The organism is Vibrio paracholerae (assembly GCF_037672085.1).
Taxonomy (GTDB): Bacteria; Pseudomonadota; Gammaproteobacteria; order Enterobacterales; family Vibrionaceae; genus Vibrio; species Vibrio cholerae.
Window position 1 is genome coordinate 555,786 of sequence record NZ_JBBHLM010000002.1, and the last position, 18,917, is coordinate 574,702.

Below are 18,917 nucleotides of genomic sequence, written 5' to 3' on the forward strand. Positions count from 1 at the left end.
ATTGTTGTCTAGCTCACAGGCTACATGGATTTACTTTTCACACCATTAACATCTCTGTAAACTGTTGCGGTCTGAAAGTAATCGTTTTACATGCTTGATTTGAAACATTCGTTTTTGATTCGTTTGTAAATAAAACAACTAGATAGAACACCCATCAGCCTGTTAGGGATATTGACTACAAGAGGTCGAAATGAGCAAAGAAATTAAAGCCCAAGTCGTGGTGCTTGGTGCCGGTCCTGCTGGTTACTCCGCCGCATTCCGCTGTGCAGACTTAGGTCTGGATACCGTCATCATCGAACGTTACAACACGCTAGGTGGTGTGTGTTTGAACGTTGGTTGTATTCCTTCTAAAGCACTGCTGCACGTGGCAAAAGTGATTGAAGAAGCCAAAGCGCTGACTGAGCACGGTATCGTGTTTGGCGAGCCAAAAACAGACATCGACAAAGTTCGTCTGTGGAAAGAAAAAGTGATCAATCAGCTGACTGGTGGTCTGGCTGGTATGGCAAAAATGCGTAAAGTGAACGTAGTCAACGGCTACGGTAAATTCACTGGCCCGAACACCATTGAAGTGGAAGGCGAAGAGGGCAAAACTGTTGTAACTTTCGATAACGCGATCGTTGCTGCAGGTTCTCGTCCAATCAAACTGCCATTCATTCCGCATGAAGACCCACGTATTTGGGATTCAACCGATGCGCTAGAACTGAAAGAAGTGCCTGGAAAACTGCTGATCATGGGCGGCGGTATCATCGGTCTGGAAATGGCGACTGTTTACCACTCACTGGGCTCTAAAATTGATGTGGTTGAGATGTTTGACCAACTTATCCCTGCAGCGGATAAAGACATGGTTAAAGTCTATACCAAACGCATCAAAGATAAGTTCAACCTGATGCTGGAAACCAAAGTGACCGCCGTTGAAGCGAAAGAAGATGGTATCTACGTTTCAATGGAAGGTAAGAGCGCACCAGCACAAGCTGAGCGTTACGATGCAGTTCTGGTTGCGATTGGCCGTGTACCAAACGGTAAACTACTGGATGCTGAGAAAGCGGGTCTGGAAGTGGACGAGCGTGGCTTTATCCGCGTGGATAAGCAAATGCGCACTAACGTTCCGCACATCTTCGCGATCGGTGACATCGTGGGTCAACCAATGCTGGCACACAAAGGCGTGCATGAAGGCCACGTAGCCGCAGAAGTGATCTCGGGTAAGAAGCACTACTTCGATCCAAAAGTGATCCCATCTATCGCTTACACTGAGCCAGAAGTGGCTTGGGTTGGTAAGACAGAAAAAGAAGCGAAAGCAGAAGGCATCAACTATGAAGTGGCGACTTTCCCATGGGCAGCTTCTGGCCGTGCGATTGCTTCTGACTGTGCAGACGGTATGACTAAGCTTATCTTCGATAAAGAGACTCACCGTGTGATCGGTGGTGCTATCGTAGGTACTAACGGTGGTGAACTGCTCGGTGAAATCGGTCTGGCGATCGAGATGGGCTGTGATGCAGAAGACATCGCACTGACCATTCACGCTCACCCAACGCTGCATGAGTCTGTGGGGCTGGCCGCTGAAGTCTTCGAAGGCACCATCACTGACCTACCAAACGCTAAAGCGAAAAAGAAAAAGTAATTTCTGATCCGCTTGGTTAAAGGAAGAAACCGCTGCTTGCAGCGGTTTTTTTTTCGCCTTTGATTGCCAATTGAATGCAAAGTAAGCAGTTGAGCGGAGATTTGATGCGCTGGAGGATTGTTTCTGGACTCTGCTCACACTTCTCGCTACAATCCGCCGCGGAGTTGACTGGGTAGTCGCTGCCTTATTGACGTCCCTTGGCCTATCGCCAGGGAGACTGATAAGGGGGAGGAAAGTCCGGGCTCCATAGAGCAGGGTGCCAGGTAACGCCTGGGGGGCGCAAGCCTACGACAAGTGCAACAGAGAGCAAACCGCCGATGGCCTCTCCTTCGGGATGGGATCAGGTAAGGGTGAAAGGGTGCGGTAAGAGCGCACCGTGCGACTGGCAACAGTTCGTAGCAGGGTAAACTCCACCCGGAGCAAGACCAAATAGGCCTCCACATAGCGTTGCTCGCGTTAGGAGGCGGGTAGGTTGCTTGAGCCAGTGAGTGATTGCTGGCCTAGAGGAATGGCTACTACCGCGCAAGCGGAACAGAACCCGGCTTATACGTCGACTCCACCTATTGCAGACCCATCATAGCCTTGTGTTATGGTGGGTTTTTTGCTTTTTGCTGACTCAGGTCGTAGCAAAACCATTAAACTTAGCGCAAAGTCACGTCCTGTATACGCTTATGGCTAGCGGTAGTGTCTGAAATCAGTACACTAAACCATATGACGGGCATGCCCAGCACAACGAGAAAATCATGACTGCATCTTTTCAACACATCTCTGTATTACTGAACGAATCGATTGAAGGATTGGCGATCAAGCCGGATGGTATCTACATCGATGGTACTTTTGGCCGCGGTGGTCACAGTCGCACTATTCTCGCTCAGTTAGGGCCGCAAGGTCGTCTGTACAGTATTGACCGTGACCCGCAAGCCATTGCCGAAGCGCAGAAAATTGATGATCCGCGTTTTACCATCATTCATGGCCCTTTCTCTGGGATTGCCGAATACGCACAGCGTTACGATCTGGTGGGTAAAGTCGATGGTGTGTTGTTCGATCTCGGGGTTTCTTCACCGCAGTTGGATGATGCTGAGCGCGGTTTTAGCTTTATGAAAGATGGCCCGCTTGATATGCGTATGGATCCAACCAGCGGCATGCCGGTTTCTGAGTGGCTTGCTCAAGCGGATCTGGATGACATCACTTGGGTAATTCGCGAGTTTGGTGAAGATAAACATGCACGCCGAATTGCTAAAGCCATTGTCGAATATCGGGAAAATGAGCTCAACGAGCCCTTGACGCGTACCAGCCAGTTAGCAAAACTCATCTCCGACGCGGCGCCGAAAAGTTTTAAAGAGAAAAAGCACCCCGCCACCCGTGCATTTCAGGCTTTTCGCATCTACATCAACAGTGAATTAGAAGAGATTGATACCGCATTGCGCGGCGCTTCTGACATTCTGGCTCCGCAAGGCCGTCTGTCCGTGATCAGCTTCCATTCACTGGAAGATCGCATGGTGAAACGCTTTATGCGTAAAGAGAGCCAAGGCCCAGAAGTACCACACGGCCTTCCTTTGACCCAAGAGCAAATTCGTGCCCTTGGTAGTGCCAAAATGAAAACCGTAGGTAAGGCACTCAAGCCATCGGATCAAGAAGTCGAACTTAACCCGCGTTCACGCAGCTCTGTTCTGCGCGTGGCAGAAAAACTGTAGAAGGTTGCCATGCCTCGTCAGTCGCCGCCTAACCTCGCGAAGTTAATTGCCCTCGATCTACTGACGGTAGGTCGAGTGCCATTATTGTTTTTAGTACTGATTTTTAGCTGCGCAATGGGGGTGGTGTTTATGACCCACCATACCAGACAGGCGATCAGTGAAAAAGACCAAGCGTTTATGGAACGTGAGCGGCTTGATAACGAGTGGCGTAACCTGATTTTGGAAGAAACTGCTTTGGCTGAGCACAGCCGAGTACAACAATTGGCAAGAAAAGATCTGGAGATGAAACGTCCAGATTCAGACAAAGAAGTCGTGATCAACCTTAAATGAAGAAGAAAGCCCCAGCCAAAGCCTCCCGAGTTTCTCCCCGTGTAACCACGGCTGAGCCTGCACCTATCTTTATCCGCTGGCGTTTTTATTTGCTGCTATTTTTTGTGCTAACGGCGTTCTGCGCTTTGGTTGCGCGGGTGGCTTATATCCAAATTATTGAGCCTGACAATCTGATTAAAGAGGGGGATTTACGCTCGATTCGCGCCAAAACCTTGCAATCAGCGCGCGGCATTATTTCCGATCGTAATGGTGAAGCGTTAGCGGTGAGTGTGCCGGTAGAAGCGGTCTGGGCAGATCCAGTGGCCATATACAAAGAAGGCGGTCTGGTTGAAAAAGACCGCTGGCATGCGCTCGCCGATGTCCTTGGTTTAGATCGTCAGGAGATGATGAAAAAAATCGAGGATAACCGTGCGCGCCGCTTTATTTATCTGCAACGTCAGGTCAGCCCTGCGATGGCAAAATATATCCGTGAACTCAAATTAGTGGGGATTGGCCTTAAAGAAGAGTCTCGCCGCTATTATCCTGCTGGTGAGGTGAGTGCCCACTTAGTCGGAGTGACAGGAATTGATGGCCACGGTCTTGAAGGGGTAGAGCGCAGTTTTGATAGCACCTTAACCGGTGAATCAGGTAAAAGCGTCACGCGTAAAGATAAGTTTGGGCGAGTCGTGGAAAACATTGCCTTAGAAGAGGGACAAGAAGGTAAGCCTATCCAGCTCACTATTGACCAGCGCTTACAAGCGATCGCTTTTCGTGCCGTAAAACAGGCAATGGCGGATTACCGTGCTACTTCTGCGTCGGCAGTAATGTTGGATGTGAAAACCGGCGCGGTACTGGCGATGGTGAATGCGCCTTCTTACAACCCGAATAATCGCAATGACTGGCAAAGTTTTAAAATGCGTAACCGAGTGATCACCGATGCGTTTGAGCCGGGTTCAACGGTTAAGCCTTTTGTGGTTTTGGCGGCGCTCGCCAATGGTGTCGCCGACAAAAACACCATCATAGATACTGGGGATGGCACCATGCAGATTGGCGGTAGCCGCGTACGTGACACCTCCAAAGTCGGTAAAGCCGATCTCACGCTGATTTTGAAAAAGTCGAGCAACATTGGTGTGGCTAAATTAGCCCTAGACATGCCTTTAGAGGCGTTATTGGGAATGTATAGCTCGGTGGGCTTGGGCGAAATGTCTGGCTTAAATTTAGTGGGAGAAACGATCGGTATTTTCCCGAACCGCCGCCGTTGGTCACAGTTTGAAATCGCGACCTTATCGTTTGGTTATGGTTTGGCGATTACGCCGATTCAGTTGGCTCACGCCTACGCGACCTTAGGCAACCATGGTAAATACCAACCAATTCATATCATTAAAGGTGATCAACGTGGCGAGACGCGACAAGTGGTTGACCCTAAATATGTCAATCAAGTGCTCGAAATGCTGGAAACCGTGACGCAACCTGGCGGTACAGCAACTCGTGCGGCGGTGCCTGGCTACCGTATTGCAGCAAAATCCGGTACGTCACGTAAAGCGATTGCTGGCGGTTATAGTGATGAATACTTTGCCTATACCGCTGGGGTCGCACCGGTGAGTGACCCAAGGATTTCGCTGGTGGTTATGGTCAATGAACCTCAAGGGGATTCGTATTACGGTGGTGCTGTAGCAGGTCCGGTATTCGGTGAGATTATGAAAGGAGCACTACAAATTCTCAACATCGCTCCCGATGAAAACCGTTTCCAAAATAAATAATAGTGTGAGATCGAAAATGAACACGTATAGAGCGCTTAGTGAATTGATCGCGCCTTGGTTAGAGCTTACCGATGCCGATCTCGCCGATTTGGCCATCCGCCATCTAGAGTTGGATAGCCGACTGATTAAAGACGGTGATACCTTTGTGGCCATTCAAGGCCATGCGACTGATGGGCGAACCTATATCGATAAAGCTATCACGCAAGGGGCGCATTCGGTATTAGCGCAAGCCGATAGCGAGCATCAACATGGTCTGATTGAATATCGCCAGTCCGTTCCGGTTATCTATTTAGCTGAGCTTAATCTGCATCTCTCGCAGCTGGCTGGGCGTCTGTATGGCGGCCACCACAATCAACTGATTGGTGTGACGGGTACGAATGGTAAAACCACCATCACCCAACTGATTGCTCAATGGCTCGAATTGCTCGGTCATAAAGCTGCCGTGATGGGCACCACGGGGAACGGTTTTTTAAATGCGCTTGAACCTACGGCCAATACCACAGGTAATGCACTGCAAATTCAGGCTACTTTACGTGATTTAGCCGAACGCGGCGCGCAATATACGGCGTTGGAAATCTCGTCTCATGGTTTAGTGCAAGGGCGCGTGAAAAAGCTCCATTTTGTGGCCGGTGTCTTTTCCAACTTAAGCCGCGACCACTTAGACTATCACGGTACAATGGAGGCTTACGCACAAGCGAAATTCTCCCTCTTTAGTGAGCATACCTGCCAAAACGCAATTATTAATGTCGATGATGCGGTTGGTGCACAATGGGTTAAACAATTGCCCAATGCGATCGGGGTTTCCTTATTGGCGAAACCTGAAACCGAACAAGCTATCTGGGCGAGCCAAGTGGCATATGCAGAAAGTGGTATCACGCTGAACTTTGAGAGTTCTTGGGGAAAAGGTGAACTGCACGCACCACTGATTGGCGAGTTCAATGCCTGTAACTTGTTATTGGCGTTGGCAACTTTGCTCAGCTTAGGTTTTGAGAAAAGTGCACTGCTCTCCGCTGCGCCAAAGCTGCGTCCAGTGTTAGGACGAATGGAACTGTTCCAACGTGAGCAAAAAGCCAAAATCGTCGTCGATTATGCGCACACTCCAGATGCATTAGAAAAAGCCTTACGCGCCTTACGTGTGCATTGTGCGGGTCAGTTATGGGCGATTGTGGGGTGTGGCGGCGATCGTGATCGCGGTAAACGTCCGATGATGGCTGCGATTGCTGAGCAGTTTGCCGATCGCGTGATCTTGACCGATGACAATCCACGCAGTGAATCGCCGCAAGCGATTGTAGCGGATATGGTAGCAGGACTGACTTGCCCCGAGCGCGCTCATATCGAACACAACCGTTTTCAAGCCGCGAGTTATGCGCTTCAGCATGCAGGCGCACAAGACATCATCCTGCTCGCGGGTAAAGGACATGAAGATTATCAGGTGCTGGCCAACGAAACGATTCACTACTCGGATCGTGAAACCGCCCAACAGTTACTGGAGTTACAACCATGATTCGCGTAATGCTTTCCCAGCTCTGCTCAGTATTGAATGCTCGTTTAATTGGTGAGGATCGCGCGGTCAGTGCCGTATCGACTGACAGCCGTACTATTCCCGCCGAAGCGCTGTTTGTTGCCTTGGTCGGTGAACGTTTTGATGCGCACGATTTTGCCTCTCAAGCGGTAACCGGTGGCGCGGTGGCGCTGTTGGTTGAGCGAGAGCTCGATGCAGACTGTTCACAACTGGTTGTTGCCGATACCAAACAGGCCTTAGGTCAGCTTGGCTCTTGGGTGCATGCGCAGTGTCAAACGCCTACGGTCGCGATCACCGGAAGCTGTGGCAAAACCACGGTCAAAGAGATGGTGGCCAGCATTTTAAGCCTGAAAGGCCAAGTGCTTTACACGCAAGGCAACTTCAATAACGACATCGGCGTTCCGCTGACTCTGCTACGCTCAACGGCCGAAGATGATTATGCCGTGATTGAATTGGGGGCGAATCATGTAGGTGAAATTGCCTACACTACCGCCTTGGTTAAGCCGGATGTCGCCCTAGTCAACAACGTAGCGGCAGCGCACTTAGAAGGTTTTGGCTCGATGGATGGCGTTAAACGCGCTAAAGGTGAAATCTATCAAGGGCTACAAGCGGGTGCAGTGGCGATTGTCAATTTAGACAGCAACGGTGGCGACTACTGGAAAGTGGTACTGGCGAACAAAACCGTGAAAACATTTTCCGCTACCGATCACAATGCTGACTTTTATCCACGTGATGTGCGGTTAAATGCGCTCGGTATAGCTAGCTTTACTTTGGTAACCCCAGTCGGTGAAGTGGATGTCGAGTTAGGCATCATGGGCCAACACAACGTGGCCAATGCGCTCGCGGCGGCGGCGTTATCACTGGAAATGGGCGCGAGCTTGGCGGAAATTGGTCAAGGTTTAGCGCATTTATCCAAAGTGAAAGGCCGAGTGGATATGGCACAGTTGCGTGACGATATCACGCTTATTGATGATAGTTACAACGCCAGCGTGCCAGCCATGAAAGCAGCGGTGGATCTGTTGGGCAGTTTTTCCGCTGTACGCTGGTTAATTTTGGGCAATATGGCGGAGTTGGGTGATGAAAGTCTTGCACTTCATCAGCAAGTCGGTGAACATGCTGCACCATTCGGTTTTGAGTTTGTCCTGACGTATGGCAAGGACGCAAAAGTGATCAGCGACCTTTGTCAAGGGCATCACTTTGCTACCCATCAGGACATGATGACATTTATTGAGCAGCACATAGAACAACAACAGGGTCGTACTCAAGTATTGTTGGTGAAAGGAGCCAATAGTGCAGGGATGAGTAAAATTGCCGCTGCTCTCAAGGAGAAATTTGCATGATTATTTGGCTTGCTGAACTGCTCCAGCCATATTTTTCGTTTTTCCGTCTGTTCGAATATCTCTCATTTCGCGCCATTGTCAGTATCCTGACTGCGCTTGGGATCTCGTTGTGGATGGGGCCGCGCATGATTAAGCGTCTACAAATGCTGCAGATTGGGCAAGTGGTGCGCAATGAGGGGCCTGAATCTCACTTCAGTAAACGCGGTACTCCGACCATGGGTGGGGTGATGATCCTTGCCGCGATCACCATCACTGTACTGCTGTGGGCCGACCTGACTAACCCTTATGTTTGGGCTGTGCTTGCGGTACTGCTCGGTTACGGTGCGGTCGGTTTTGTCGATGATTACCGTAAAGTGGTGCGTAAAAATACCGATGGCTTGATCGCGCGCTGGAAATACTTCTGGCAATCGGCGATTGCTTTAGTGGTTGCGTTTGCTCTGTATGTGCACGGCCAAGATACGGCGGCAACGCAGTTGGTGGTCCCTTTCTTTAAAGATGTGATGCCACAACTGGGCTTGATGTATATCGTGCTGACCTATTTCGTGATTGTTGGTACCAGTAATGCGGTGAACTTGACCGATGGTCTGGATGGTTTGGCGATCATGCCAACCGTATTGGTTGCCGCCGGATTTGCGGCGATTGCATGGGCGACCGGTAACGTTAACTTCGCGAACTATCTGCATATCCCTTATATTCCTCACTCTTCTGAGTTGGTGGTGGTGTGTACCGCGATGGTCGGTGCAGGTTTAGGCTTTTTATGGTTTAACACCTATCCAGCCCAAGTATTTATGGGCGATGTCGGCGCGTTGGCGTTAGGTGGCGCGTTAGGTACGATTGCGGTACTGGTTCGTCAAGAATTTGTGTTGGTGATCATGGGCGGTGTATTCGTGATGGAAACTCTGTCAGTGATCTTGCAAGTCGGCTCTTACAAGCTGCGTGGACAACGCATCTTCCGTATGGCGCCGATTCACCATCACTACGAATTAAAAGGCTGGCCAGAACCACGCGTGATCGTGCGTTTTTGGATCATCTCTATCGTTTTAGTATTGATTGGCTTAGCGACACTCAAAGTTCGTTAAGTGGATTAAGGATGTCAATTTCAATGGACCGTTGGCAAGGCATACAGCATGTGGTCATCGTAGGGCTCGGGATTACCGGGCTCTCTGTCGTTAATTATCTGCGAAAATATCATCCGTCGGTAACCGTGCAGGTTATCGATACGCGCGAAGCACCACCGGGGCAAGAGCAGCTTTCATCGGATGTTGCACTGCATCGTGGCGGTTGGAATCTTGAGTGGTTACTCAATGCCGATTTGGTGGTCACCAACCCAGGCATTGCGTTGGCGACTCCTGAGATTCAACAAGTACTGGCAGCTGGGATTCCTGTTGTGGGGGATATTGAGCTGTTTGCATGGCATGTGGATACACCCGTTATTGCGATCACTGGCTCAAATGGTAAAAGCACCGTCACTGATTTAAGTGGTGTGTTAGCTAATGCTGCTGGTGTGAAGGCCTCGGTAGGCGGCAATATTGGGGTTCCGGCACTGGATCTGATTTCTCCAGACGTTGAACTGTATGTGCTTGAGCTATCAAGCTTCCAATTAGAAACCACCTCTAGCCTAAAACTGAAAGCGGCCGCGTTTCTCAATCTTTCTGAAGATCATATGGATCGTTATCAGGGGATGGAGGATTACCGCCAAGCCAAATTACGCATTTTCGATCATGCCGAAACCGCAGTAGTGAATGCCGATGATACTCAAACGTTTCCTGACCACGCAGCACATCTGCAAGTGGTAACGTTTGGTGTCGAGCAAGCGGCACAATTTACTGTTGCTCAACATCAAGGCCATGAATACCTTTTTGCGCGCGATGAGGCCGTCATGGCGTGTGCTGAGCTGAGTTTAGTTGGCCGCCATAACGTGGCAAACGTGCTTACCGTGTTAGCTTTGCTTGATTCAGCAGGAGTAAACTTCCGTTTGGCTTTGGATGCACTCAAGTCTTACACGGGTTTGACACACCGCTGCCAAGTGGTTGCCGATAATCACGGCATCAAGTGGGTCAATGATTCTAAGGCGACCAATGTTGCGAGTACGCTGGCAGCGTTGTCGGGATTAAAAATCGCAGGCCAGCTCTATTTGCTAGTTGGTGGGGTGGGTAAAGGGGCGGATTTCACGCCGCTCGCTCCCGTATTGGCGACATTGCCTGTGCAATTGTGCTGCTTTGGTGTGGACGGCCATCAATTTATGCCACTGCACCCTTCAGCTCGCTTTTATGACTCGATGGAGAGCATCGTTCGCTCAATCCGCCCGCAATTAAAAAGTGGGGATATGGTGCTGCTCTCTCCCGCTTGTGCGAGCTTTGATCAGTTCAAAAACTTTATGGCGCGTGGGGATATTTTTGCCCAACTCGCTCGGCAATATGCATAAGCGTTAGGTAAGTCACTTGTTTTTATCCGGATCTTTCACAAAACTGAGCCACTGGTTGAGAACCTCCTCACCAGAGGCGCTGTTTGACCGTCAGTTGGTCTGGATTGCCTTTGGCTTGATGTTGATTGGCCTTGTAATGGTGACATCAGCTTCGTTTCCAATCAGTTCACGCCTAACCGATCAACCGTTTCACTTTATGTTTCGTCACGCCATCTTTCTTCTGTTGGCCTTCATTACCTCAAGCATGGTGTTACAAGTCCCTTTAGAACGCTGGATGAAATACAGCTCATTACTACTCGGCATCTCCTTTTTCTTGTTGATTGTCGTGCTGATCGTGGGGAAATCGGTCAATGGCGCATCACGCTGGATCCCGCTCGGTCTTTTCAATCTTCAGCCTGCGGAAGTGGCAAAACTGTCACTGTTTATCTTTATGTCCGGTTATCTAGTACGTAAGCATGATGAAGTGCGGCAGACTTTCTTTGGCGGCTTTTTAAAACCGATCATGGTATTTGGTACGCTCGCCGTATTACTACTCGGTCAGCCGGACTTAGGTACCGTGATCGTAATGCTGGTAACGCTGTTTGGTATGCTATTTATTGCCGGCGCGAAGCTTTCTCAGTTCTTGGCTTTGATGGTGGCAGGGGTGTTAGCTGTTGTCGCGCTAATTATCGCAGAACCTTATCGTGTGCGACGTGTTACCTCTTTTTTGGACCCATGGGAAGACCCCTTTGGTAGTGGTTACCAACTTACCCAATCTTTGATGGCTTTTGGCCGTGGTGAATGGTTTGGGCAAGGTTTGGGTAATTCGATACAAAAACTCGAATATTTACCTGAAGCGCACACAGACTTTGTATTTGCCGTGTTAGCTGAAGAGCTTGGCTTTATCGGCGTGGTCTTAGTGCTAGTTTTGCTCTTCAGTTTGGTACTGAAAGCGATTTTTATCGGCAAGAAAGCTTTTCAGCATGATCAGCAGTTTGGCGGCTACCTCGCGTTTGGCATCGGCATTTGGTTTGCGTTTCAGACCTTAGTTAACGTCGGTGCAGCAGCGGGTATGGTGCCCACTAAAGGCTTGACCTTACCGCTGATCAGTTATGGTGGTTCCAGTTTAATTATTATGTCAGTGGCGGTGTCGATTTTATTGCGCATCGATCATGAATGCCGTTTAGCGGATCGCCACGCACCAGAAGAAATCACAGTTGATGAACAAGAATAAAAAATTAATGGTGATGGCCGGAGGAACCGGTGGTCACGTATTTCCCGGTTTGGCCGTCGCCAAACAACTACAGCAACAGGGCTGGCAAATTCGTTGGTTGGGAACGGCTGACCGAATGGAAGCGGAATTGGTGCCTAAACACGGCATTGAGATTGACTTTATTCAAGTGAAAGGGCTGCGCGGCCAAGGGTTGATGCGCTTGCTCAAAGCACCTTTTCAAATCGTGAATGCGATTTTGCAAGCGCGCCGCCATTTGCTGGCTTATCAGCCGGATGCAGTACTCGGCATGGGCGGTTATGTGAGCGGACCCGGCGGGATTGCCGCTTGGTTACTGGGGATTCCAGTGGTGCTGCATGAGCAAAACGCCGTGGCGGGATTGACCAATCAATGGCTGGCTAAAATTGCGCGCCGCGTATTTCAAGCCTTCCCCGGAGCATTCGCTGACGCGCCTGTGGTGGGTAACCCAGTACGTCAAGATGTGGTGCAGCTTGCCGCGCCAGAGCAGCGTTTTGCCACGCGTAATGGTGCTATTCGAATTTTAGTCATGGGTGGCAGCCAAGGTGCCCGCATCCTAAACCAAACCTTGCCAGCGGTGATGGCGGCATTAGGTGAGGGGTATGAAATCCGTCATCAAGCCGGTAAAAACAGCCAACAAGACGTGGCTGAGGCTTATGCTGCTGCCGGAGTGGAAAGCGCGCAAGTCACCGAATTTATTGATGATGTGGCAGATGCATACGCTTGGGCGGATCTGCTTATCTGTCGTTCAGGCGCATTGACCGTTTCTGAAGTGTCGGCGGCGGGCGTTGGGGCGATTTTTATCCCTTTCATGCATAAAGATCGCCAGCAAGCACTCAACGCTGACCATTTAGTGGCCTGCGGGGCTGCCAAAATGATTGAGCAGCCCGATTTGAGTGTGGAAAAGCTCACCCAGATGGTGCGCGAACTCGATAGAGCACAATTATTGTCCATGGCACAGAAGGCGCGCCAAGTCGCCAAATTAGATGCTGACAAGGTGGTGGCGCAAGCGATCATCGCCATTACCGAATAACGAGAACAGAAATATGACGATTAAACATACCCAAGACCTCGCCCAAATTCGCGCTATGGTGCCAGAGATGCGCCGTGTAAAAGCGATCCATTTTATTGGTATTGGCGGGGCGGGGATGAGCGGGATTGCGGAAGTGCTGCTCAATGAAGGCTATCAAATTTCAGGTTCTGATCTGGCCGCGAATGCGGTCACTGACCGTTTAGCTGACAAAGGCGCGACCATCTTTATTGGCCATCAAGCGCACAATGTTGCTCATGCAAGTGTGGTCGTGGTCTCGACCGCTATTAATGAACAAAATCCTGAAATCCAAGCGGCGCGTGAAAAACGCATCCCGATTGTTCGTCGTGCTGAGATGTTGGCAGAGCTGATGCGTTTTCGTCACGGTATTGCGGTCGCGGGAACTCACGGTAAAACCACCACGACGGCACTCGTTACTCAGATTTATTCTGAAGCAGGATTGGATCCGACTTTTGTGAATGGTGGCTTGGTAAAAAGCGCTGGCACGAACGCACGTTTGGGCTCTAGCCGTATTTTGATCGCCGAAGCGGATGAGAGCGATGCATCATTTCTGCATCTGCAGCCAATGGTCACCATAGTGACCAATATTGAAGCGGATCATATGGATACTTATGGCGGCGATTTTGAAAACCTTAAACAGACCTTTATCGATTTTCTGCACAACCTACCTTTTTATGGGCAAGCGATTTTGTGCATTGATGATCCGGTGATTCGTGAGCTTATTCCGCGAGTTAGCCGCCAAGTCATCACTTACGGCTTTTCGGATGACGCCGACGTACGTATCGAAAATTATCGCCAAAATGGCCAGCAAGGGCGGTTTACTGTAGTGCGCCAAGGCAAGGCGAATTTAGATATCACGCTCAACATTCCTGGGCGTCACAATGCGTTGAATGCCGCTGCCGCGATTGCCGTTGCGACAGAGGATGATATTCACGATGAAGCGATTTTACGTGCGATGGCTAATACTCAAGGTACAGGCCGCCGTTTTGACCATCTTGGTGAGTTTGAAACCGGGAATGGCGTCGCTATGCTGGTGGATGACTACGGCCATCATCCAACCGAAGTCGATGTAACGATTAAAGCGGCGCGTAATGGCTGGGCAGAAAAACGCTTAGTGATGATTTTTCAGCCCCATCGCTATACACGAACACGCGATTTGTATGATGATTTTGCTAACGTACTTGAGCAAGTTGATGTACTGATCATGCTCGATGTCTATGCCGCAGGTGAAAAGCCTATCGCAGGAGCTGATGGGCGATCTTTGTGCCGAACTATCCGTAGCCGAGGCAAAATAGATCCGATTTTTGTGCCAGATAGCCAAACCTTACCTTCGGTACTTGCCAATATCTTGCAAGATGGTGACTTAGTACTGACGCAAGGGGCAGGCGATGTCGGGAAAGTAGCAAGACATTTAGCCGCGCTTGAACTTAATATTGGGCGTATGCAATAGATTTAAACCGACAAAAAGTTGTCTCATTGGTGAATTCCTTGGTATCAAGCCCAGATTTCTGATGTTGGGTATTTGATACTTTGGATCACCTCAGTATAATCCGGAGGTTAAAGTCATTGCTTTAACCCTCTATGACGCTACGAAATAGGGAATCAAATTGCCAGTCGATAACAGGATCACCGGGCTTTGATCAACAAGGTACTTTTAGAAGGCCAGAGAATCACCCGCTCACCACAAGTTAAACAACATGCCTGTGGTGCGAGTTTTTTTCTGGTGGTGCTATTGCTGATAGGTGGTTTGCTGTATTCGACGATCAGTTGGATGTGGGACGAACAACGTTTGCCTCTCTCGAAACTCGTTCTACAGGGTGACTTACATTATGTTTCGGCTCTCGATGTTCAGCGGGTATTAGCACGCTTAGATCATATCGGGACTTTTATGTCACAAGATATTAATGTTCTGCAAGAGAGTGTGCGGTCGATCCCGTGGGTTTCCCACGCATCGATAAGAAAACAGTGGCCAGATACGATTAAAGTCTATTTAACCGAATATCAGGTTGAAGCTCTGTGGAATGCGAATGCGTTATTAGATAAAAATGGCACGGTATTTTATGGCGATATTGCACGAGTGAATGGTGAATACGTCAAATTATATGGGCCAGATGGCACTGCGCCACAAGTATTAAAAGCATGGCGAGATTACAATCCAAAATTTGCTCAGCTAGGTTTAAATATCTCTTCATTAGTATTAAATGATCGACGAGCTTGGCAAATTATTCTCGACAATGGTATTCGTCTGGAATTGGGAAAAGAGTCATTAGAAGAACGAATATCGCGCTTCTTTTTGCTCTACAAACAATTAGGTAATAAAGCTGACCAAGTCAGCTATATTGACCTCAGGTATGATACTGGAGCCTCGGTGGGTTGGTTCCCTGAACAAGAGTTAACACAAGAGAAAAACGATGACTAAGACTGTCGATGACAACATTATTGTTGGTCTGGACATAGGCACTGCCACCGTCTCCGCTCTCGTGGGTGAAATACTCCCTGATGGTCAAATCAATATTATTGGCGCTGGCAGTAGTCCATCTCGCGGGATGGATAAAGGCGGCGTGAACGACCTTGAATCGGTTGTAAAATCGGTACAACGGGCGATTGATCAAGCGGAGATGATGGCTGAATGTAAAATCAGCCATGTATTCCTTTCTATTTCTGGACGGCACATTGCCAGTCGTATAGAGAAAGGTATGGGGACGATTTCGGATGAAGAAGTCTCCCAAGAGGATATGGATCGCGCGATCCATACAGCAAAATCGATCAAAATTGGTGAAGAACAGCGTATATTGCATGTTATTCCGCAGGAGTTCACCATAGATTATCAGGAAGGCATCAAGAATCCGCTCGGTTTATCCGGGGTTCGCATGGAAGTGAGTGTGCACCTGATCACTTGCCATAATGATATGGCGAGAAACATTATTAAAGCGGTTGAACGCTGTGGTTTAAAAGTTGAACAATTGGTGTATTCCGGTTTGGCAGCTGGCAACGCAGTGATTACTGAAGACGAGCGCGAGCTAGGTGTTTGCGTAGTCGACATTGGTGCTGGCACCATGGATATCGCGATTTGGACCGGTGGCGCCCTGCGTCATACCGAAGTATTTTCTTACGCAGGCAATGCGGTAACCAGTGATATTGCGTTTGCTTTTGGTACGCCAGTCAGTGATGCGGAAGAAATTAAAGTAAAATATGGTTGCGCACTGAGTGAATTGGTCAGCAAAGACGACACGGTCAATGTACCAAGCGTCGGCGGCCGTCCATCAAGAAGTTTGCAACGACAAACCTTGTCGGAAGTGATTGAGCCTCGCTACACTGAGTTAATGGGGCTGGTCAATCAAACCGTGGATTCGGTGCAAGAATCCCTACGCAAAGAAGGCATCAAACATCATTTGGCTGCTGGAGTTGTGTTGACAGGGGGCGCAGCACAAATAGAAGGTTTAGTGGCATGCGCAGAACGCGTATTCCGCAATCAAGTTAGGGTGGGTAAACCGCTAGAAGTAAGTGGCCTTACCGACTATGTAAAAGAGCCGTATCATTCTACGGCAGTGGGATTGCTTCATTACGCAAGAGATAGTCAAATCAGCGACGATACTGAATATCATGAACCTAAACGACCCTCTATGACGGGTTGGATAGGCCGCTTGCGCAACTGGATACAAAAAGAGTTTTAACCTGAGAGACAGGAAAAACGGAGATAACACATGTTTGAACCGATGATGGAAATGTCTGACGATGCGGTAATCAAAGTCGTTGGAGTGGGTGGCGGCGGCGGTAACGCGGTTGAACACATGGTGCGTGAATCCATCGAGGGTGTGGAATTCATGAGTATCAATACTGATGCTCAGGCACTACGCAAAACGAGCGTTGGTACTGTTATTCAGATTGGTGGCAATATCACCAAAGGTCTAGGTGCCGGAGCTAACCCACAAGTGGGTCGTGATGCAGCACTAGAAGATAAAGAACGTATTAAAGAATTCCTAACTGGTGCCGATATGGTATTTATCGCAGCAGGTATGGGTGGCGGTACAGGAACCGGAGCTGCACCAGTGATTGCCGAAGTGGCAAAAGAACTGGGCATTTTGACGGTTGCTGTTGTAACCAAACCTTTCAGCTTTGAAGGTAAAAAGCGTTTGGCTTTTGCTGAGCAGGGAATTGAAGAGCTGTCTAAGCACGTTGATTCACTGATCACTATTCCAAACGAAAAACTGCTCAAAGTGTTGGGTCGTGGTATCACGTTACTGGAAGCCTTTGCGAGCGCGAACAACGTACTTAAAAATGCAGTGCAAGGCATCGCTGAACTGATTACTCGCCCTGGCATGATTAACGTCGACTTTGCGGACGTACGTACTGTGATGTCGGAAATGGGTCATGCCATGATGGGTAGTGGTGTTGCAAGAGGTGAAGACCGCGCGGAAGAAGCTGCTGAAATGGCGATTTCTAGCCCGCTGCTGGAAGACATCGATCTTGCTGGTGCGCGTGGTGTTCTGGTGAACATTACTGCTGGCCTAGATATGCGACTGGATGAGTTCGAAACTGTCGGCAATACTGTTAAGGCATTTGCTTCTGACAATGCAACTGTAGTTATCGGTACTTCGTTAGACCCAGATATGGCAGACGAAATCCGTGTAACTGTAGTGGCAACCGGTATCGGTACCGAGAAAAAGCCAGATATTACCCTCGTCGCGGGTGGGAAATCTAAAGTTGCTGCAGTATCGGCCCCTGTTACCTCTCGTGTAGAAGAGAAAGCGGCACAGCATTTGCAAGAAAGAGTTGAAGTCAAAACTCAGCCAGCAGCAGCGCCATCGCACTCTTCAGCAAGTCAGAGTGTCGCGCCAAAACCAGAAAAAGAGAGCGGATATCTTGATATCCCAGCTTTCCTGAGACGTCAAGCTGACTAAAATATCAGCGTAATTTGACAGTGTTCAGAATTCTGGTAGGATGTCGGTCAGTGTTGTGCCGGCCGTTCATTGTGGCTAAATAAATCGAGGCAACTAGATGATCAGACAACGTACTCTGAAAGAAATAGTGAAAACAACTGGGGTGGGCTTACACTCTGGTCGTAAAGTTACGCTGACTCTTCGCCCGGCCGCAGCCAATACGGGGATTATTTATCGTCGTACTGACGTCAACCCACCGGTTGATTTCCCTGCCGATCCGGCTTCTGTGCGTGACACCATGCTTTGTACTGCTTTGGTGAATGATCAAGGTATACGAATCTCTACCGTAGAGCATCTTAATGCTGCTTTAGCGGGGATGGGGATCGACAACGCGATTATCGAAGTGGATGCACCCGAAATTCCAATTATGGATGGCAGTGCGAGTCCTTTTGTTTACTTGCTGCAACAAGCGGGTATCCAAACACTCAATGCACCAAAACGCTTCATCCGTATTAAGAAACCTGTACGCATTGAAGATGGCGATAAGTGGGCTGAATTCGTTCCATTTAACGGCTTCCGTATGGATTTCGAAATTGAGTTCAACCACCCAGCGATTGATGGCGATGACCAACGCCTCGTGTTTGATTTTTCTTCACAAGGTTTTGTGAAAGAAATCTCTCGTGCGCGTACCTTTGGTTTTATGCGTGATATCGAATATCTGCAATCACAAAACCTCTGCTTAGGTGGTAGCTTTGATTGCGCGATCGTGCTGGATGATTACCGTATCCTGAATGAAGAAGGACTGCGTTTCGATAACGAGTTTGTGACTCATAAAGTGCTGGATGCGATTGGTGATCTCTACATGGCTGGTCATGCGATTGTTGGTGAGTTCCGTGCCTACAAATCAGGCCACGGCTTGAACAACCAACTGCTGCGTGCGGTATTGGCCGATCAAGAAGCATGGGAATGGGCAACCTTTGAAGAAGAAGTGGGTTCACCTGTTGCTTTTGCTGAGCCGAACATGGTTCTCGCGTAAGCCATTCAGAAAGAACAATCATAATAAAGCCAGACCGATGTCTGGCTTTATTTT

15 protein-coding genes and 1 other RNA gene are annotated in these 18,917 nt (G+C 49.1%); all 16 read left to right on the forward strand.

The window, feature by feature from the left end:
- The first annotated feature begins 190 nt into the window (after positions 1-190).
- Complete coding sequence (gene lpdA, locus R4537_RS07915) at positions 191-1,618, forward strand: dihydrolipoyl dehydrogenase (protein ID WP_000031534.1); 1,428 nt, start codon at positions 191-193, stop codon at positions 1,616-1,618.
- Between the two features lie 160 nt (positions 1,619-1,778).
- Positions 1,779-2,180: RNase P RNA component class A (rnpB, locus tag R4537_RS07920), an RNA gene on the forward strand.
- 181 nt (positions 2,181-2,361) lie between these two features.
- Complete coding sequence (rsmH, locus tag R4537_RS07925; RefSeq protein ID WP_000127223.1) at positions 2,362-3,312, forward strand: 16S rRNA (cytosine(1402)-N(4))-methyltransferase RsmH; 951 nt, start codon at positions 2,362-2,364, stop codon at positions 3,310-3,312.
- Between the two features lie 9 nt (positions 3,313-3,321).
- A complete protein-coding gene (ftsL, locus tag R4537_RS07930) occupies positions 3,322-3,642 on the forward strand; it encodes a cell division protein FtsL (protein WP_001137973.1) in 321 nt (106 codons plus the stop codon).
- The gene (locus R4537_RS07935; RefSeq protein ID WP_071179232.1) at positions 3,639-5,381 is read left to right on the forward strand and encodes a penicillin-binding transpeptidase domain-containing protein; all 1,743 of its coding nucleotides are present in this window, start codon (positions 3,639-3,641) and stop codon (positions 5,379-5,381) included. Before ftsL ends, R4537_RS07935 begins: the two co-directional genes overlap by 4 nt.
- A 16-nt stretch (positions 5,382-5,397) precedes the next feature.
- The gene (gene murE, locus R4537_RS07940; RefSeq protein WP_071179231.1) at positions 5,398-6,885 is read left to right on the forward strand and encodes a UDP-N-acetylmuramoyl-L-alanyl-D-glutamate--2,6-diaminopimelate ligase; all 1,488 of its coding nucleotides are present in this window, start codon (positions 5,398-5,400) and stop codon (positions 6,883-6,885) included.
- On the forward strand, positions 6,882-8,243 hold the full coding sequence (locus tag R4537_RS07945; protein ID WP_071179230.1) for a UDP-N-acetylmuramoyl-tripeptide--D-alanyl-D-alanine ligase: 1,362 nt from the start codon (positions 6,882-6,884) through the stop codon (positions 8,241-8,243). The genes murE and R4537_RS07945 overlap by 4 nt, the downstream gene beginning before the upstream one ends.
- The gene (mraY, locus tag R4537_RS07950) at positions 8,240-9,322 is read left to right on the forward strand and encodes a phospho-N-acetylmuramoyl-pentapeptide-transferase (RefSeq protein ID WP_000587842.1); all 1,083 of its coding nucleotides are present in this window, start codon (positions 8,240-8,242) and stop codon (positions 9,320-9,322) included. The genes R4537_RS07945 and mraY overlap by 4 nt, the downstream gene beginning before the upstream one ends.
- 23 nt (positions 9,323-9,345) lie before the next feature.
- Positions 9,346-10,668 carry a UDP-N-acetylmuramoyl-L-alanine--D-glutamate ligase gene (murD, locus tag R4537_RS07955; protein WP_071179229.1) on the forward strand — a complete coding sequence of 441 codons (1,323 nt, stop codon included), beginning with the start codon at positions 9,346-9,348 and terminating at the stop codon, positions 10,666-10,668.
- A 16-nt stretch (positions 10,669-10,684) separates the two neighbouring features.
- Positions 10,685-11,881: a cell division protein FtsW gene (gene ftsW, locus R4537_RS07960; RefSeq protein WP_071179228.1), complete on the forward strand. Its 1,197-nt coding sequence runs from the start codon at positions 10,685-10,687 to the stop codon at positions 11,879-11,881.
- Positions 11,868-12,929, forward strand: a complete 1,062-nt coding sequence (gene murG, locus R4537_RS07965) for an undecaprenyldiphospho-muramoylpentapeptide beta-N-acetylglucosaminyltransferase (RefSeq protein WP_071179227.1) — start codon at positions 11,868-11,870, stop codon at positions 12,927-12,929. The genes ftsW and murG overlap by 14 nt, the downstream gene beginning before the upstream one ends.
- 13 nt (positions 12,930-12,942) lie before the next feature.
- Positions 12,943-14,397, forward strand: coding sequence for a UDP-N-acetylmuramate--L-alanine ligase (gene murC, locus R4537_RS07970; RefSeq protein WP_000152811.1), 1,455 nt, complete (start codon positions 12,943-12,945; stop codon positions 14,395-14,397).
- Positions 14,398-14,583: 186 nt separating this feature from the next.
- Positions 14,584-15,366, forward strand: a complete 783-nt coding sequence (locus R4537_RS07975) for a cell division protein FtsQ/DivIB (protein WP_000608982.1) — start codon at positions 14,584-14,586, stop codon at positions 15,364-15,366.
- Positions 15,359-16,621, forward strand: coding sequence for a cell division protein FtsA (ftsA, locus tag R4537_RS07980; RefSeq protein ID WP_000169465.1), 1,263 nt, complete (start codon positions 15,359-15,361; stop codon positions 16,619-16,621). Before R4537_RS07975 ends, ftsA begins: the two co-directional genes overlap by 8 nt.
- A gap of 30 nt (positions 16,622-16,651) precedes the next feature.
- Positions 16,652-17,848, forward strand: coding sequence for a cell division protein FtsZ (ftsZ, locus tag R4537_RS07985; protein WP_000462808.1), 1,197 nt, complete (start codon positions 16,652-16,654; stop codon positions 17,846-17,848).
- Positions 17,849-17,945: 97 nt separating this feature from the next.
- Positions 17,946-18,863 (forward strand): UDP-3-O-acyl-N-acetylglucosamine deacetylase, encoded by a 918-nt coding sequence (gene lpxC, locus R4537_RS07990; RefSeq protein WP_071179226.1) that lies wholly within the window; start codon positions 17,946-17,948, stop codon positions 18,861-18,863.
- The last annotated feature ends 54 nt before the right edge of the window (positions 18,864-18,917 follow it).

Excerpts from the sequence above, each read along its gene's own strand:
- murD (WP_071179229.1), top strand. The coding sequence starts at position 9,346 with ATGGACCGTTGGCAAGGCATACAGCATGTGGTCATCGTAGGGCTCGGG.
- ftsA (WP_000169465.1), top strand. The coding sequence starts at position 15,359 with ATGACTAAGACTGTCGATGACAACATTATTGTTGGTCTGGACATAGGC.
- ftsL (WP_001137973.1), top strand. The coding sequence starts at position 3,322 with ATGCCTCGTCAGTCGCCGCCTAACCTCGCGAAGTTAATTGCCCTCGAT.
- ftsZ (WP_000462808.1), top strand. The coding sequence starts at position 16,652 with ATGTTTGAACCGATGATGGAAATGTCTGACGATGCGGTAATCAAAGTC.
- R4537_RS07945 (WP_071179230.1), top strand. The coding sequence starts at position 6,882 with ATGATTCGCGTAATGCTTTCCCAGCTCTGCTCAGTATTGAATGCTCGT.
- murG (WP_071179227.1), top strand. The coding sequence starts at position 11,868 with ATGAACAAGAATAAAAAATTAATGGTGATGGCCGGAGGAACCGGTGGT.
- murC (WP_000152811.1), top strand. The coding sequence starts at position 12,943 with ATGACGATTAAACATACCCAAGACCTCGCCCAAATTCGCGCTATGGTG.
- murE (WP_071179231.1), top strand. The coding sequence starts at position 5,398 with ATGAACACGTATAGAGCGCTTAGTGAATTGATCGCGCCTTGGTTAGAG.
- rsmH (WP_000127223.1), top strand. The coding sequence starts at position 2,362 with ATGACTGCATCTTTTCAACACATCTCTGTATTACTGAACGAATCGATT.
- mraY (WP_000587842.1), top strand. The coding sequence starts at position 8,240 with ATGATTATTTGGCTTGCTGAACTGCTCCAGCCATATTTTTCGTTTTTC.
- lpxC (WP_071179226.1), top strand. The coding sequence starts at position 17,946 with ATGATCAGACAACGTACTCTGAAAGAAATAGTGAAAACAACTGGGGTG.
- lpdA (WP_000031534.1), top strand. The coding sequence starts at position 191 with ATGAGCAAAGAAATTAAAGCCCAAGTCGTGGTGCTTGGTGCCGGTCCT.
- R4537_RS07935 (WP_071179232.1), top strand. The coding sequence starts at position 3,639 with ATGAAGAAGAAAGCCCCAGCCAAAGCCTCCCGAGTTTCTCCCCGTGTA.